General features: G+C 50.4%; 15 protein-coding genes and 2 tRNA genes. 2 read left to right on the top strand and 15 right to left on the bottom strand.

The features are described 5' to 3' along the window. The 10 genes from FXY30_RS03490 to FXY30_RS03445 all read right to left on the bottom strand — a co-directional run bounded on the left by FXY30_RS03490 (position 1) and on the right by FXY30_RS03445 (position 7383). Entirely contained in the window at positions 1-471 is a 471-nt protein-coding gene (locus tag FXY30_RS03490) for a V-type ATP synthase subunit K (RefSeq protein WP_071705330.1), read from the bottom strand. Positions 472-504: 33 nt separating this feature from the next. Next, positions 505-2448: a V-type ATP synthase subunit I gene (locus FXY30_RS03485; RefSeq protein WP_071705329.1), complete on the bottom strand. Its 1944-nt coding sequence runs from the start codon at positions 2446-2448 to the stop codon at positions 505-507. Then, positions 2435-2758: a hypothetical protein gene (locus tag FXY30_RS03480; protein ID WP_071705328.1), complete on the bottom strand. Its 324-nt coding sequence runs from the start codon at positions 2756-2758 to the stop codon at positions 2435-2437. The genes FXY30_RS03485 and FXY30_RS03480 overlap by 14 nt, the downstream gene beginning before the upstream one ends. Before the next feature lie 508 nt (positions 2759-3266). Then, positions 3267-3339: transfer RNA gene (locus FXY30_RS03475), tRNA-Lys, on the bottom strand. 31 nt (positions 3340-3370) lie between these two features. Further along, positions 3371-3443, bottom strand: a tRNA-Thr gene (locus FXY30_RS03470). Between the two features lie 161 nt (positions 3444-3604). Then, positions 3605-4783: a TFIIB-type zinc ribbon-containing protein gene (locus FXY30_RS03465; RefSeq protein WP_071705326.1), complete on the bottom strand. Its 1179-nt coding sequence runs from the start codon at positions 4781-4783 to the stop codon at positions 3605-3607. A 20-nt stretch (positions 4784-4803) separates the two neighbouring features. Then, positions 4804-5436 carry a nucleotidyltransferase domain-containing protein gene (locus FXY30_RS03460; protein WP_071705325.1) on the bottom strand — a complete coding sequence of 211 codons (633 nt, stop codon included), beginning with the start codon at positions 5434-5436 and terminating at the stop codon, positions 4804-4806. 99 nt (positions 5437-5535) lie between these two features. Beyond that, entirely contained in the window at positions 5536-6165 is a 630-nt protein-coding gene (locus tag FXY30_RS03455; protein WP_071705324.1) for an ABC-2 transporter permease, read from the bottom strand. After that, a complete protein-coding gene (locus FXY30_RS03450; protein ID WP_071705323.1) occupies positions 6162-7013 on the bottom strand; it encodes an ABC transporter ATP-binding protein in 852 nt (283 codons plus the stop codon). The genes FXY30_RS03455 and FXY30_RS03450 overlap by 4 nt, the downstream gene beginning before the upstream one ends. Beyond that, positions 6970-7383 (bottom strand): GntR family transcriptional regulator, encoded by a 414-nt coding sequence (locus FXY30_RS03445; RefSeq protein WP_071705322.1) that lies wholly within the window; start codon positions 7381-7383, stop codon positions 6970-6972. Before FXY30_RS03445 ends, FXY30_RS03450 begins: the two co-directional genes overlap by 44 nt. Positions 7384-8450: 1067 nt before the next feature. On the opposite strand from FXY30_RS03445, the gene FXY30_RS03440 reads away from it, so the two are divergent. Further along, positions 8451-8738: a GNAT family N-acetyltransferase gene (locus tag FXY30_RS03440; protein ID WP_071705321.1), complete on the top strand. Its 288-nt coding sequence runs from the start codon at positions 8451-8453 to the stop codon at positions 8736-8738. Positions 8739-8817: 79 nt separating this feature from the next. Continuing rightward, a complete protein-coding gene (gene pepT / locus FXY30_RS03435) occupies positions 8818-10056 on the top strand; it encodes a peptidase T (RefSeq protein WP_071705320.1) in 1239 nt (412 codons plus the stop codon). A gap of 6 nt (positions 10057-10062) precedes the next feature. On the opposite strand, the gene FXY30_RS07660 is transcribed toward pepT, so the two are convergent. The 5 genes from FXY30_RS07660 to gltX form a co-directional block, all read right to left on the bottom strand. Then, entirely contained in the window at positions 10063-11727 is a 1665-nt protein-coding gene (locus FXY30_RS07660; protein WP_071705319.1) for an ATP-binding cassette domain-containing protein, read from the bottom strand. 106 nt (positions 11728-11833) lie between these two features. Next, positions 11834-12943, bottom strand: coding sequence for a hypothetical protein (locus FXY30_RS03420; protein ID WP_071705318.1), 1110 nt, complete (start codon positions 12941-12943; stop codon positions 11834-11836). Further along, positions 12940-13698 (bottom strand): 23S rRNA (guanosine(2251)-2'-O)-methyltransferase RlmB, encoded by a 759-nt coding sequence (gene rlmB, locus FXY30_RS03415; protein ID WP_071705317.1) that lies wholly within the window; start codon positions 13696-13698, stop codon positions 12940-12942. Before rlmB ends, FXY30_RS03420 begins: the two co-directional genes overlap by 4 nt. A 7-nt stretch (positions 13699-13705) precedes the next feature. Continuing rightward, positions 13706-15124: a cysteine--tRNA ligase gene (gene cysS, locus FXY30_RS03410; protein WP_071705316.1), complete on the bottom strand. Its 1419-nt coding sequence runs from the start codon at positions 15122-15124 to the stop codon at positions 13706-13708. Next, positions 15121-16608, bottom strand: a complete 1488-nt coding sequence (gene gltX / locus FXY30_RS03405) for a glutamate--tRNA ligase (protein ID WP_071705315.1) — start codon at positions 16606-16608, stop codon at positions 15121-15123. Before gltX ends, cysS begins: the two co-directional genes overlap by 4 nt. Between the last annotated feature and the right edge of the window lie 12 nt (positions 16609-16620).

Genomic DNA, 16620 nt, shown 5'->3' with positions numbered 1-16620 from the left:
TCACGCCTGCAACACTAAAATCAGCGAGATAATGAATGCCAGAATCGCGTAGGTTTCGACCATGACGGCGTAAACAATGCCCTTGGTGAACTGTTCGTCATTTTTCGCCAGAATTTCAATGCCGGAATAGGCAACGTTGCCCTGCGCAATGGCCGAAAAATAACCGACAAAACCGACCGGCATGCACGCAAACAGAAGATGCAGTCCCTTTTCTAGACTCATGCCCTGCGAAACGCCCAGAAGCAAAACGACCAGGCCGATAACAAAGCCGTAAAGGCCCTGCGTTCCCGGAAGAAGCTGCAGAACCATGGATTTACCGAATTTCTCCGGTTCATCAATGACAACCGCCGCTGCCGCTTCCCCGACATGACCGACGCCTTTGGCCGACCCGGCTCCGGAAAAAATCACCGCAATGGCAATGCCCAGAAAGCTAAAAATCATTCCCCCGTTTTGTAAGAAAAACTCCGTCATTTCATCCTCCTCCATTTTTGTCTTTGCCGTGGATTAACGCTCACGCGGCGACTGCAAATCAACATATTTGGGTTCGGGGCGCATGCCGCGGAACGGCTTGCCTCCCCCTTCAAAAAACTTTCCAAAAAATTCCACATAAATCAGGCGCATCGCATGGACATACGACGACAGCGAGCTCAAGAACAAATTGAACAGATGCGCGCCCACAATGATGAGGGCAGCGAGCACAAAGCCCGGTACGCCGAGACCGGTGAGCATTCCCCCAATCATATTCATGGCATAGCCAATGTATGCGCCAGCAAGCATGATTGCGGTAAGACGCGTGTAGCTGACCAAGTCGCCGATATAACTCGTGGCACCATAGAGATTATAAAGGCCCCACGTAAAGCGGCCGATACCTTTCTCGTCTCGTGCGGAAAACAGCAGCACCAATGCGGCACCGACAATCGCCATAACAAACCCGACGGTTTTGAACAAGGGATTGCCGTTCAGAATCGTCGTTAGGGCGACCATCAGTAAACCGACGAGAATGAACATCCAGGAAAACACGTCATAGACCACCCCTTTGGGATTGCCTTCCCGCATCAGCTGTACACCCTTTAATCCGAGGCCAACCATCAAATGGATAAAACCGAGGGCAACGGATGCAACGATCATGGTCATAAAGTCCTTCATGGGATCGAGCACCAACGCCGGAATAGGAATCAGTCCGCCAAACAGGGAGCCAAAGCAAAGACCGACCACCATCGTCGGAATGCTTAACACCTGAAAAAAACGCAGCGACATAGCCGTATTGGGCTTCCAGTCGAAAAAGTGTAACGCAAGCGTCGTTCCCAGGAAAAGCAGCGCCCCATAGCCCAGATCGCCAAGCATGATGCTGAAAAAAAGAATATACCAGGGCGTGATCAGCCCGGTGGGATCCATCTCTTTATAAAGCGGTAGCGAATAGGTCTTAACAATGTTTTCAAACGGTTTTGCGATGGCGTTGTTCTGCAGAAGAATGGGCACATCCGGGTCGTTCAGAGCCGCCGGCGCAATATCCAACAGATAGCGTGACGGATCCATATTTCCGGCGACGGCCTCCGTAAAAGCGTCCACTTCTTCTGTCGGGACATAGCCCTTCATAAAGCTGAGCATTTTAGAATACAGCAAGCGATCTTCCGCATTCAGAAGGGCAAATTGCTCGGCTTTTTCTTCATACACCACTTCCAGAGAAGTTAGCCATTTGTCACACAGGCGTTTCAGGTGCACTTTGCCATCTGCAATGGTCTTTTCCTGCGCCATAGTATCTTTATCCAGTGCTTGCAGTTGTTCCGCAATCGTACCGCCCTCTTCGAGCGGAAACGGCTGGAAACTCGCATCGCGGAGGACTGCGTTCAGGCCCTCGTCCTTTCCGTTGGTAAGAAGAAGAACATAGTATACCTTGGCATCCGCGTCCAGAAATTCAACTGTCGTCCCCTTTGCTTCGACGGCAATGAATTTTCGCACATCATCTGCCCACCGTTGCGGGATCGTGCCCACCATTGCCTGGATACTGCGCATGGAAGAAAGTTGCTCTTTGGAAACATCCAGTGCTGTCCAGTGAGAAAGCTCCTGCTTTTTTTCAGCATTGGCTTTGATCTTTTCGATAGCGCGATGCATAGTTTCTGTTTCGTCGTGAACCTCGTCGATCACCTCTTCGACGGGAATATCCACGTTCGCTGTTGCTTGGGGAAGAGCATTGCCGAGCTTTTCCGTCCAGCGAGTCGGCACAGGAACATAGGAGCGCAACGTTTCTATAGCTTCCTCAAGGCGGGAAATCTGGCTTTGCAGGGCATTATGTTCTTTCGCCAGGGGAAGGGCATGAATGCCTTCGACGGTCGGTTCGCCCTGCTCGACGATATGTACCCTGTCAAACGTTTGCAAACGCTGTAGCAAGGCATCCTGCTCGGACGCAAAAAAGATGAGCTGAAAGGCGGACATTTTAACGATGGCCATAACGCAACACCTCTTCTACCATATGATCTGCCATACGATTGATCCAGTCAGCATCTTTGCGCCGCATATCTTCCAAATGCGCGTGATTTTGTTCTGCCGTTGTTGTCAAAGCAGCTCTCGCATCCTGTTCATACATCCTCTTCAACGAAGCGGCCTGTTCTTTTGCCTCAGCAACCAGGGATTCGGCTTCTTCTCGATAGGCACTGCGTCCCTCATCCAGCATGACTTTTGCCTCGTTTTTCGCTTCCGCGACGAGGCGCGCTGCTTCCTCTTCCGCAGCCAATATCTGTTGAATCGCTTCTTTCGCCATTTTCCCTCCTTCCCGTTCACAATAGTCTTTACAGTCATACCCTATTATAACGAAAAATGCGTAAAAAAAAACGCTTGCCGGACAAGAGGTGGCATGGAGCATGACACAGAAGACGACGGTTTTGGCACATAGAAGCAGTGGAAAAACGTGTGGCAGCGACCGTCCCGGTGCGCGCAAAGGAGCGTCAACATTGCAAAATCAACGAATTAGGCTCCTTTTTTACTATATCGTGTCCTTTTTTTTGCACTTCTCTTTTCCGGACACGCTTGACTCCACAAAACAGCCGAATTTTGTGTCCCGTTCTCGCGTTTTCTTTTTTTGGACACACTTTTCCGCTCCAAACGACTGAAACCTGTGTCCTTTTTTTCAACTATTCGATTTTCGGGCACATTTTCCTCGCCAGAATTACAAAAGTTCAGCACGCAAACCACCATACAATGCAAAAAATGAGAATTTTGAGAAAAATAAAAACCGTTGAAATCAAGTGATTCCAACGGTTTCAAGGCTATCCACCCTCAGGGACTCGAACCCTGGACACCCTGATTAAGAGTCAGGTGCTCTACCAACTGAGCTAAGGGTAGTCAGTGCACGCAAGGGGTTGCGTGCATAGAAAGCTGTCTACCGGGATTGAACCGGTGACCTCAGCCTTACCATGGCTGCGCTCTACCTGCTGAGCTAAGACAGCACTTGCGTCCATAGCTTCATTTGCGTAACACAGTTATTTTAGTCAAGTAGAGCAAGCTTGTCAACTGTCCCTCTGCAAATTGTCGACCGCAAAGCTCAAGGATGCAGATAGCGCCACTTTTCATCCCGAAAAGGATTCGTGGGAACTTTACGATAATCATGTCAATTCCTATTTTCATAGAGCACCCAATCTACGCTTTCCATGGGACGTTCGGTGTGGCAAAACGCACAGACTTGCTTATCAACCTGTTCCACCATTTGATGACTTCCGCAATGCGGACAGGTAAACTGATCGGGCAGATAATGAAGCGGCGTTAATGTGCCGTACACTCTGGCCAGGCGAACCGTGAATTTTTTACGCTTATCCCGCAGGCGAACATGATGCGGTTTTCCCTGTAGCCATAACGTATCTGCCTGCCCGCGACATTCGATGATCTCTACATCGTCTATGCGTTCATAATCATGAAACACCAGATGCAGAACATTGCGGCAAATAACGCCGCAGTATCCGCCTTTGGATTTTTGATCCGGCATAAGAACTTCAGGATACATGACTAGCAGATCATTCAGGCGTTGAGTGAAGATTTCGCCGGAAAAATGAGGATCGTGAGCCCGAATATTCTTGAGTACCTTCCAATGACGAAACGAAATATAGCAACCGAAAACAAAGGCGTACAGAAGGAGAAAGGACAAAAGAATACCACCGATATACGCAATTGTCTCCATTTGTTCCTCATGGATCACACCTTTGACCTGCAAAATGGCAAGAAACAGAGCGGGAAGAAAGAGAAAAAAGAGATAGGGCAGATTGCGCAGGGCGCCTTCAATGATGAACCGGGTCAAAAGGTAACTGTATGCTTCCGCTTTATAGCGGCTTCGGCAATACGGACAAAAATAGGTTTCGCTTTCCATTTCGAGTTGCCCGCCGCAATTTAAACAGTGTGGCGGATTGTTCCCGTCATAGGATAACGGTTCGTTGCTTTTGCACGCCGCGCTATCAAGAAAAGCATTTCTAATTTTACGGCAATAATATTTTCTATTGGTTGAATCCCGATAGGTCTCCCGAACAGCCGCCTTGGTTACCGAAAAGATGGTATCCACTTTACCGTCGGAAATTTTGCGGCCGGATGGACGCGCATCCTCTCTTCCGTCCAACCGAATCTCAAGCTCCTTGTGTAAGCCGAATTTCCGGAGGGTTTCCAGCTCGCAGCGAAAACGCTCCACTTGTGAAAAGCTGGCATATTCCTTTATTTCTTCTATGCTGTTTTGCGCATACATTCTCTGTATCGCCGGAAGATACTGCAAGGAATCAAATTCTTCAGTCAATGTTCCAAACGGCATATGTCCTCCTGACACGTTTTTCATTTTGCCGATGCACTCAGCCGGTGCACCTGTAGAATATACTTCGCCCATTCCCTGATGGTTTCATTCGAGCGAGCCGTAATGGCTTTCTGAAAAAAACGAAAGCCCTGTTCATCTTTATCTTTAAGATAACGAATTGTCTTTTTGCTGCCGAAATAGAAGCGATCACGCAGAATACAGTAATCCTCCAGGCTCTCCGCAAGAAACGCAATCGCTCGAAAGTGACCTTCCTCATCCGTTTTTTCCATTCGCTTCATAGTTTTCCTTATCCAGGAAACAAGAAAGCGCTTTTCTTCGGGATCATGCACGGTATGAGACTGTACATAGTTTCGAACCCTTGACTGAACCGCCTGCCCCATGCCGGTGTCATAGACCAGCTTTGCCTCATATAGCGGGAGAAAGGTTTCAATATTTTCTTGCTCCATCTCTTGTTCACTATAAAGAAAGCAATCCAGCAAAACGCCATCTATAATCATATCATCATGCATTCTGTCCTTGCTCTTGACGATCAGAAGACAATCGAAATCACTGTATGAATCGTTTGTTCCGTCTGCATAAGAGCCATAGACTGCTATAGTCAGCGGATCATAGTTTTCTTTCAAATAGGCAATGATTTTCTGTTGATGATCCATCGTTTTCTCCCGTTTCTTCCGGATGCATCCGGATTACAATTCCTCTTTCCGTTGCGATTCTCATATGTGGGAACGTTAATGAAGCCATTAATGGAAGCCTTAAAATTCCCTACGTGCATAAATTCGATACGAAATGCCAAAAGAAAGCGCATTGCATAGCAAGGTCACCAAAAAGAGGCCCAAGCTGATCCATGCGATAGGAATGGATTGTAAGCGCTCGGATAACGCGAAGGGGCGGATCTTTGGGCCTGCCCTGGAAAAGAAAGCGAAGAGCAGAAAATAGAGGATCACAAACACAATGCGCGCTTTGTCCTCATCAAAGCGATACATAAGGGGCAACTGAATCGCGGTAATGATCGTAATCAGAAAAAGGAGTATCGATACAATCAGATGCCACGGCAGCGAAAACATCTGCTCCGGAGCGAAGATCGAAAGAAGAATCGAAATAATCGCGCCGATGCCGGCGATCATCCAAACAAAGGCAAAGCGACTGAGCACTATTACCTTACGAGAGACCGGCGTAGGAACCAAATACGCGTCCATTTTGTTGAGACGATCGTTTCCAAAGAGCATACCAATCAGAATCATCGGAAGTAGTACGAATACCATGGGAAATGTCAACAGTTTCTTCTCGATGAACGAATAGCCGCCGATGATGGCGACAAGAAAGGATACGAGAAGCATTCCCCTTTTTACCGTGAGAAAATCCTTATACAGCAACGCTTTCATGACCGCGCCCCCTTAATCCAGTACACCATAATATCCTCAATGCTTGCCTTTTGCACATCGAGATCCTTTGGCACCCTCGCACGCTCAACCAACACATCCGCACCGAAGGCATGGATGCGCTTTCCGACAATGGCAGCCGGGTCCAGCCCCGCCAATTGTTCCAAACTGACGGTCGCCACACCGTAACGCTGTTCCAGTTCATCCTTTGCTTCCATAAACAATAATCTTCCCTCGTGAATGAACGCAATATAATCTGCCACTTTTTCAATGTCGGAAAGAATGTGTGAGGAGATGAGCACGGTATGGTCTTCCTGTTGCATGAAATCCAACAAGAGATCCAGAACATCATCCCGAATCACCGGATCCAAGCCGCTTGTCGCTTCGTCCAGGAGAAGCAGTTTTGCTCCGTGAGAAAGAGCAAGTGCCATGCCGAGCTGCATCCGCATACCGCGCGAGTATTGCCGAATGGTACGATTTTCCGGCAAATGAAAGCGCTTCACCAATGCATAAAAGGTATCTTTCTGCCACGCTTCTCCATAGAGACCGCGATGAAATACTTCGGCATTTTTTAATGTCATTTCCCCGGGAAGGTAGAGATCATCAAATACACAGCCAATCTGCTGTTTTTCTTCTTTCAGCATTTGCGCCGTTTCCCGGCCCAAAAGACGGATTTTCCCGGCATCCGCTCGAATCATTCCCAGCAACAGCTTGATCGTCGTGCTCTTTCCCGCCCCGTTTTCGCCGATATAACCGACGATACATCCCTTCGGAACCGAAAACGTGATCGGTCCAAAATGAAATCCTTCAAATTTCTTTTCCACGTCCTGAAGACAAATCGCTTCCGTCATGGTCTTCCTCCACTAATCGCAACAATTCATGGACTTCCTCTCGGGAAACATCCGCAAGATCTGCATAGTGCAATGCTTCCGCAAAACAAGCTTCCATTTTTCGTAACAGGTTTTCCTTCATCAACGCCCGATTCTGCGCCGCGACAAAGCTGCCCTTACCCTGAACGGAATGCAGAAACCCTTCCCGCTCCAGCTCATCATAGGCCCGCTTGGTCGTAATGACGCTTACGCGAAGCTCCTTCGCCAAAAAGCGAATGGAAGGAAGCTGCGCATCTTCCTCCAGCTCTCCGCTGATGATGGCGTCTTTAAGTTGCTTTTTAATCTGCAAGTAAATCGGTTCATTGCTTGCATTTTTAATCTGAATATTCACTTTTTCCTCCTACAACGTTGTGTGTTTATATTGTATATGTACAGTTAATGACTGTCAAGGGTGTTGTGCAAAATGGATCGAAGGCGGCGGGCTCTGGCTGGAGCTGATATTCGGCGTTTATCAGGGGCGGTGGGCCCTGTCTGGAGCGAAAATTTGATGTTTAACAGGGGCGGCGGACCCTGACGGAAGCCGGAATCCGTCATTTATCAGGGGCGATGCACCCTGACGGAAGCCGAAATCTGTCGTTTTTCAGGGGCGGTGGACCCTGATAGAGCCCGAAATCCGGCGTTTATCAGGGGCGACGGCCCCTGACGGAAGCCTAAATCCGTCGTTTATCAGGGGCGACGGACCCTGACGGAAGCGGAAATTTGATGTTTAACAGGGCCGACAGACCCTGACGGAAGCCGAAATTCTTTGTTTGTCAGGGTCGACGGACCCTGACGGAAGCGAAAATTTGATGTTTAACAGGGCCGATGAACCCTGACGGAAGTCGAAATCCGCCATTTGTCAGGGGCGATGAACCCTGTCTGGAGCCAAAATTTGATGTTTAACAGGGGCGGTGGGCCCTGACGAAATCCGAAATTCGGCGTTTAACAGGGTCTATAGGCCCTGGCGAAAGCCTTAATTCGCCATTTGTCAGGGGCGCTGAACCCTGACGAAAGCCGAAATCTGTTGTTTATCAGGGCGGTCCACCCTGACGAAGGCCGAATTTCGTTGTTTATCAGGGGCGACGGGCCCTGACGAAATTGGAAATCTATCGTTTATCAGGGTCGGCGAACCCTGACGGAATCCGAAATCCGTCATTTATCAGGGGCGATGCACCCTGACGGAAGCCAAAATTCGTTGTTTATCAGGGTCGGCGAACCCTGACGAAATCCGAAATCCGTCATTTATCAGGGGCGATGCACCCTGACGGAAGCCAAAATTCGGCGTTTATCAAAGCCGGCGAACCCTGACGAAAGCCGAAATCCACCGTTTACCAGGGCCGGCAGACTATGCACCCGAGCACCTTGCGCAAACCGGATCGTTTTGGGTATAACCATGCCGAACGAAAGGGAAGGTGCACCATGGAAATACGGAAAAAAGAAAATGACCATCGTTTCGTTCTTTACGATGGAGAAAAGGAAATCGGCCATCTGTCTTATGATGTCGAAGAGAATGGCGATTGGATTGCGGAGCATACCGTTGTGGATGAAGCCTATGGGGGCCGTGGATTGGCGAAAAAACTGGTGAATGCACTCATCGAGGAAGCAAAGCGGCAGGAAATCCACGTGCGTCCCGTTTGTTCCTATGTGAAAAAGATCTTTGCAGCAGACCCGGAACGTGTAAAAACAGTTTGGAAAAAAAACGTGTAAAAACCATTTGGAAAAACAACGGGTGAAAACAATTCGGAAAAACAACGGGTGAAAACAATTGGAATAAAAAGGAGAAAAAATGGAACCGGTCGTAGAAAAACTGAAGCGCTATGCGGCGTTGGATACCCAATCGGATGCGGATTCGGAAAGTTGTCCCAGCACGGAAGGACAATGGGTACTGGCGAGGATGCTGAAACAGGAAATGGAAGACATGGGGCTTGTGGATATCACGCTGGATGAAAACGGATATCTCTTCGGCACGCTGCCGTCTACCCTGCCGGAAGAACAGGCGAAAACGGTGCCGGTGCTCGGCTTTCTTTCCCACATGGATACGGCGCCGGATTTTCGCGGCGGTGCCAAGAATACGCGCATCGTGAAAGCGGACGGCAACGCCATCCCGCTGGGAAACGGCCGCATCCTGACAAAAGAAATCTGCCCGATGCTGCCTTCGCTTGCCGGAGAAGAATTGCTGGTAACGGATGGCTCTACCCTACTCGGTGCGGACGACAAGGCAGGTATCGCCGAAATTCTATCTGCGATGGAATTTCTTTTGGCGCATCCCGACATTCCGCATGGAAAAATTCGTGTGGGCTTTACTCCGGATGAGGAAATCGGGCGCGGGCCGCATCGCTTTGACGTCAAAGCGTTCGGCGCGGACGTCGCCTATACCATGGATGGCGGCGTGCTCGGTGAATTCAGTGCGGAAACCTTTAATGCGGCCTCCGCGAAAATCGTGATCGATGGCGAAAGCATCCATCCCGGATCGGCAAAGGACATCATGATCAATGCGTTGCTGGTGGCAATGGAATTAAATGCCATGCTCCCGGCACATATGCGTCCGGAACACACGGAAGGACGTGACGGGTTCTTCATGCTGGAGGCACTGAATGGCAATTTGGCCCATGCAGAGATGGAATATATTATTCGTGATCATGACAAAAAGAAATTTGAAGCGAAAAAAGAGCTGTTGCGTCAGATTGTTGCCTATCTCAACGAGCGATACGGTGAACGCATTGTGCTGACGATGGAGGATTCCTATTACAATATGCGCGAGGTAATTGACCAGCATCCGGAACTGGTCGACATTGCCCTTGCCTCGATGGAAGCCTTAGGCATCCCGGCAAAAGTGGAGGTGACCCGCGGCGGAACCGACGGCGCGCAGTTATCGTTCATGGGTTTACCGACACCCAACCTCTTTGTCGGCGGCATGAATTTCCATGGGCCCTATGAGTTCGCCGTCGTGGGATGGATGGAAAAAGCGGTCAAACTGATCGTGGAAATCGCACGCCGTTTTGCCGAGGAAGACGATCGTCCATAATGAAGCTCATGAAAGGCGAATAATCTGATCGTAAAGGGTGAGATCCTCCTCCGTATCGTCATGGAGGAGGATTATTTTTGTTGCCGGAAGACGACGAATTCGCGTGCGAAGCGCATCCGTGGTCTGTGCATCGAGATCGCTGAAGGGATCCGTAAAAATGAGAATTTCCGGGTGATCCACCACTACGCGGCAAAGGCCAATGCGCATACGCTCTTTTGTTGAGAGCGGCGACTTGGGGGACAACTCCTGATGAAGCTCCACCTCGGTGAAGCCGAAAAATGTTCTCCATTCTTTCCACTCGGAGTCGGAGAGCGAACGGCCAAGAAGAATATTTTCTTCCACCGTACCGTCAAAGAAAACCGTCTTCTCCGGTACGTAGCGCACTTTTCGTAAAAAGGATGCCTGTTCATACTCTCGCACATCATGACCATCAAAAGTCACCAGTCCCGATTGCGGACGAAGGGCACCGATCATGGTCTGCATAAGGGTGCGCTTTCCCGATCCGGGAGGGCCGATGACCGCCACCATACTGCCCTGACGAATGTTGCGATTAAATCGATCAAAAAGCGGCGTGGAAAAGGAAGGATCCAAGGACACCGTCAAATCCCGAAAAGAAATCGTCCGCGTCCCGCCCGGATAATTCTCCTTGTTCAGAGGAGAACGTAAAAGAAAGGTACTCACACGTTCCATAACCGGGTAATTCTCTTGCGCACGATGAAGCATGGCACGCGTGCGTTCCCGCCTCCGGTCGCCTTTGACAAGAACGAGGGCCAGGATCAGCACGCCACCTGCCGTGAGCTTTCCCTGTGCCAGCACAAAAAGGCCAGCAAAAAGGCTAAACAACTGCAATAAGAAAAAACCGTGATTTTCCAGCAAGCGTCTCTGCTCTCGACGAACGCACCGGCTTTCCTCTTCCTGCGAACGCTTTTCCTCTTCTTTCTTTGCCTGTGCAAAAAACAGCTCATTTAAGCCGAGAAGTTTATAACTTTCCATGACGGAAAGAACATCCTTGTTCGAGGAAGCATCATCTGGGGACAATACCGTGCTTGGCTCTCCCTGTCGAATCGCCTTCCTCTTTCCGGGTTGTCCTTTTTCGAATGGGTTCATCGCGAAAGCATTTTTCCCCTCCTCGGAGCATCGGAATCCGGTAGCCCTCGGGCCAAAGAATTGCTGCCAAAGCTCGTCCAGCAGCGTCGGGAGAACCGCAATCACCAGATACGGCGAAAGGACTACAAGAAAGACCGACGTGATAACCGCCGAAAGTATTCTTCCGATGCGCATCAGGCGGATCGGCCAGTAGCCTTTTCGCAGCCGAACAATCTCCTCCTGCAAAAAAGCGGAAAACCGCGCTGTTTCCTCGGCCTGCTGTTCCGGCAATTCCATAGCACTGAGCACCAACAGCAAGCGTTCTTTCAGTTGAATCTGGCACTGCGTATAATAACGCTCGCGCATACGAGATTCTGCCAGACACAGCAGAAGACGCGCAAAGGGAAAGACAATAAGCATCGCTGGCAAGGAAAAGGGCATGGTATGCGAGAAAGAGAGGCCATCAAAAAATCTGCCGAGCTCGTAGATGGCCCAAAGATCCAACAGAACCACGACGCAATCCAGCGCGCACACCGCGAAAAACAGAGTACGATTTTTTTCTTCTATATTTCGCAACGTTTCCATGAGCTTCTCCCTTTCTATCGGCCGCTCGATAAGCGAAAAACCACACGACGCGCGGGATTGGATTGCATTGCCCAGCCAATATTCCCAACACATGCCCTCGAGGTGATCAGGCTTGTTCCTCTTCCTGCATATACGAGAGCAACGAAAAACACGTAATTGCTGCCTGCACACCTTCTGTGACCAGATGATTCGCAAAGAAGAGGGCATTCAGCGCTTCGGCATCCACACCTTTCTCTTGATAGGCCAGATCGGCAAGCTGCTGTACTTCGCGATACTGCTCTTCGCTCATCTCTCGTCTCGTGGTGGCATCCACTATGTGGGCCAGCAAGAAAAGGCTGAACGCATCCGGATCGGAGAGTGCATCCGGATCGGTACCAAGCAAATCGCGTAGCCACAACAGGCGTTGGCCATGCGAGCCTTCTTCCGTAGAAGCCGGCGATAAACGCATCAGTGCCTCTTCCATAGCGGAAAGAGGCACTTTTTGTTCATAAAGGCATGCTAATAGCAACGCCGGAAACAGCTCTTCGGCAAAAAAGTCGGGCGTTCTGCCGATTTGTTGCAACGCTTTTGCCAGCGGATCGGCAACGATGTGCAACTCATGGGTGGAAGAAATATTGGAAAAATCAAGGCTTGAAAAGCTACGCTGCAGCAATTCCAACCCCTGCACAACATGATAAAAATTCACCTTGCCGCGACTGTCCTCCGCATCCATGCATGCACAGCCATAGGTGCAGCGACGTGTATACGGTAACAGGGCGGACGATAGGAAATAACGGGAAAAGCGCAGCGGACGAGATCCCATGCCGCGATGTTGCGAAGCTAAAAGGTGTAACATTTCCGCTGATAGAGGAGGCGTTGTTCGCCCATTTCCCGGTACAGTTGAAACCCGAGCACCGTCAATCAATACGAGATCCCAGGCATCCCCCAGGACGTGAAACTTTTTGGTCTCCGCCAAGTAGCTACGCACGACGCTACGGCTTTCGCGTACCGAGAGCGAGAACACCAACCCGTCCTTTTCGAGACTGTGTCGAAAGGAGAGCACCGAAAGATCCCGGAGTAGCTTGAATAGGCCGATTAAAACCAGATAATACGCATCCGGCGTCTTGCAGGCTGCTCCGCGAGCATGGATGGCCAGGCGGATATGCACCGGATCATGAAAAGGAATGGTAAACGGGCGCTCCTCCACCAGAGGATCGGCCGTCAGCAACGCACTCATGCCTGATCACCTTGCGTATTACTATTCGCACGACCGCGCAGCACTTCCGCCATGAGCACCGTCGCCGCACAGGAGGCATTCAAGCTGTCCATGGGACCGACCATCGGAATGGATACCAGCACGTCGCATTTCTTGCGCGTCAATTCACTAAGGCCCTTGCCTTCGTTGCCGATCACCAGACAGACACCGCCAGAAAAATCGGTTTTCCATATCGTTTGCTGGGCTTCCGCCGCCGCACCATACACCCAGATATTAGCTTTCTTCAGCTCATCAATCGTTTGATTCACGTTATTGATCTTGGCAATCTTCACGTAGTTGGTGGCCCCCGAGGCAACCTTCTGCACGATGGATGTCACCGTCGCTGCACGGCGCTTCGGCAAAAGCACCCCGTCCGCCCCGAAACAGGCCGCACTGCGGATGATGGCGCCCACATTATGCGGATCGGTCAGCTCATCCAGCAAAATCACGAAGGGCGCATGGCCCGCATTCGCAGCCGACTGTAAAATATCCTCCACTTCGGCATACGCAAAATCTGTCGCCAGAAGAGCCACACCCTGGTGATTGCCACCTTCCGTCATGCGATCCAGCTTATTCTGATCCACTTCAATAACCGGAAGTTTGGCGTCTTTGGCCATGGCAATGATGCGATGCACCACGCCCTGTAGCTTGCCCTTTTGGACATACAGTTTTTCAGCCTCATTGCCGCTTTTTAAGTGTTCCAATACCGCATTGCGGCCAAAAATATAATCGCTCATGTTCCCTCTATTCCCTGGTCCAAGTCACGCCCGTTCGCGTATCTTTCAGTAAAATACCCTTTGCTGCAAGTTCATCGCGAATCGCATCCGCCTTTGCAAAGTCTTTCGCCTTTCGCGCTTCCTCTCGCTCCGCAATCTTGCGTTCCACCTCTTCATCCAAAACATCCATAGCGCTGTGATCCGCAATGCCAAGCACGTTCAAAAGCTCGAGAAGCTTCCGATAGACCCGTTCCACCGTCCCCTTCGCGCTTTCTTCGTTCAGCGTACTGTTGGCCATCCGAACAATCTCATAAATTGCAGTCAGCGCATCCGCCGTATTGAGATCATCCGCCAACGCATTTGTGAAGGCATCTTCCTCTTCGATCACCGCTACAAGAAGCTTCCGCTCCGCTTCGGTCGGTTCCGCCTCGCTGTTGTGCGCCAACAGCCGCTCTAAATTGTGTTTGCCGTTCATCAGGCGCTCATAGCCGTTTTTCGTGGCTTCCATGACCTCACGCGAGAAGTTAATGGGTGAGCGGTAATGGGCCGAAAGTAACCACAGCCGCACCAATATGAGGTCATAGGTTTCGGCAATGTCCTTGAGCATGAAAAAGTTGCCTTTGGATTTGGACATTTTTTCATGCGCTCCGTCCGCAGCGGATACGGTAATCATTTCATTATGCATCCAATAGCGGGCAAAGGGATGATCCGTCAGCGTCTCGGTTTGCGCAATTTCATTTTCATGATGCGGAAATTCCAGATCGCTGCCGCCGGCATGAATGTCGATGGTTTCGCCCAATAACGTCTTGGACATCGTGGAACACTCGATATGCCAGCCCGGACGTCCCGGCCCCCAGGGGCTTTCCCATGCCGGTTCCTTGCTGTCTTTCTGCTTTTTCCACAAGGCAAAATCCAGCGGATCACGCTTGGCTTCGTTTACGCGAATGCGCGCGCCAGCAACCAGATCCTCGATTTTTTTGCCGGAAAGTTTACCATAGTCTCTGGCTTTAGATACATCAAAATACACGGCATCCTCAGCATCGTAGGCGGCGCCCTTGTCAATGAGTCCCTGCACAAAGGCGATGATGGGTTCAATCATCTCCGTGGCGCGCGGATGAATGGTTTCTTCCTCCAGTAAATTCAGCTGCTGCGCCTGCTCCATAAAAGCCGCAATGTATTTCGCGGTAATGTCGGTAAAGGGCACGCCTTCGTCGTTGGCCCGATTGATGATCTTGTCGTCGATGTCCGTAAAATTCACCACGTACTGCACGTCATAGCCTTGCCAGCACAAAAAACGATGCAGCGTATCGAAGACGACGAGCGGCCGCGCATTTCCAATGTGAATAAAATCATAAACGGTCGGCCCGCAAACATACATGCGTACCTTGCCCTTTTCCAGAGGAACAAATTCCTCTTTTCGTCTCGTCAGCGTATTATAAATTTTCATGCGTTTTCCTTTCCCGCAAGCGTACGTTCCAGACGTGCAAGCACTTCATCGCGACCCAAAATGAGGAGGGTCTGGCCAAAATCCGGTCCGGAGGTGGCTCCAACGACCGCCGCGCGAATCGGAAACCATAAGTTTTTCCCTTTGATTCCCGTTTCGGTTTGGATGGTCTTGACCACGCTGTTCGCAAATTCTTCGGTCATGCTCGATTCGGCGCGTACCTTATCTGCAAAAAGAGTAACCAGGGCCTTCGCCTCCGGAGTAGAAAGAACGGCTTTCGCGTCCTCTTCATAAACCAACGCATCCGCCGTCACAAAGAGATGGCGCGTCAGATCCGGAAACTGCTGAAAATACTCCACGCGGTTCTGATACAAGGCAGCAACCCGGTATAGCTTCTCGTCATCGGTATGCTCGTCAATAAGCCCCTCTTTTTCCAAAAAAGGCCGCATGGCTTGAACGACCTTATCCACAGGCATGGCCTTGATGTACTCGCCGTTCATCCAGTTTAGCTTTTTTACGTCGAAAATGCCGCCGGTCGAAGAAATGCGATCAAAGTCGAATTCCTGAATGAGCTCCTCACGGGAAAGAATTTCCTCGTTGCCCTTCGGCGACCACCCCAAAAGCGCAATGTAGTTAATGAGTGCCTCCGGCAGATAACCCTTTGCAATATACTGCTCGACTGCCGCATCACCGTTTCGTTTGGAGAGTTTCTTGTGGTCTTCCCCGAGCACCGTCGGCAAATGCACATACGTGGGTTCCTCCCATCCGAAGTTCTGATACAGCAGAACATGCTTCGGTGTGGAGGAAATCCACTCTTCCCCGCGAACAATATGCGTCACGCCCATCAGATGGTCATCCAGCACGACCGCAAAATGATAGGTCGGAAAGCCGTCCGACTTAATCAGTACCTGGTCATCCAATTCATCTGTATTAAAGGTGATATCTCCTTTGATGGCATCATGAAACGTGATGTCCCGGTTGCGCGGCAGCTTCATACGAATGACGTATTCTTCGCCTGCATCCAGATGCTTTTGCACTTCTTCCGGGGAAAGATCGCGGCAATGTCCGTCATAGCGCGGCGTCTCTCCTCTTTCCTTCATGGCGTCGCGAACCGCATCCAGACGCTCTTTGGAGCAGAAACAGTAGTAAGCTTGTCCCTTTTCGATCAACTGTTCCGCATAGCGGCGGTACAGACCCTGTTCATGACGATGCGATTGAATATAGGGGCCATGCTCTCCTTTTTCGGAAATATGGTCGCCATCTAAGAAGGGACCTTCGTCATTTTCCAAGCCTGCCCAATGCAACACCCGCAGAAGATTCTCTAACGCATCCGGCACGAAACGGGTGCGATCCGTATCCTCGATACGCAGAATAAAACGGCCGCCGTGGTGGCGGGCATACAGATAATTAAATAAAGCCGTGCGAAGCCCTCCGATGTGTAAATAGCCTGTAGGGCTCGGTGCAAATCGTACATGAACCTGGGACATGCTTTCCTCCTG

The sequence above is a fragment of the Murdochiella vaginalis genome, assembly GCF_902381775.1.
In the GTDB taxonomy this organism is placed as follows: Bacteria; Bacillota; Clostridia; order Tissierellales; family Peptoniphilaceae; genus Murdochiella; species Murdochiella vaginalis.
Note: the sequence above shows the minus strand (reverse complement) of the source record. Positions and strands in the feature narration are given on the sequence as shown.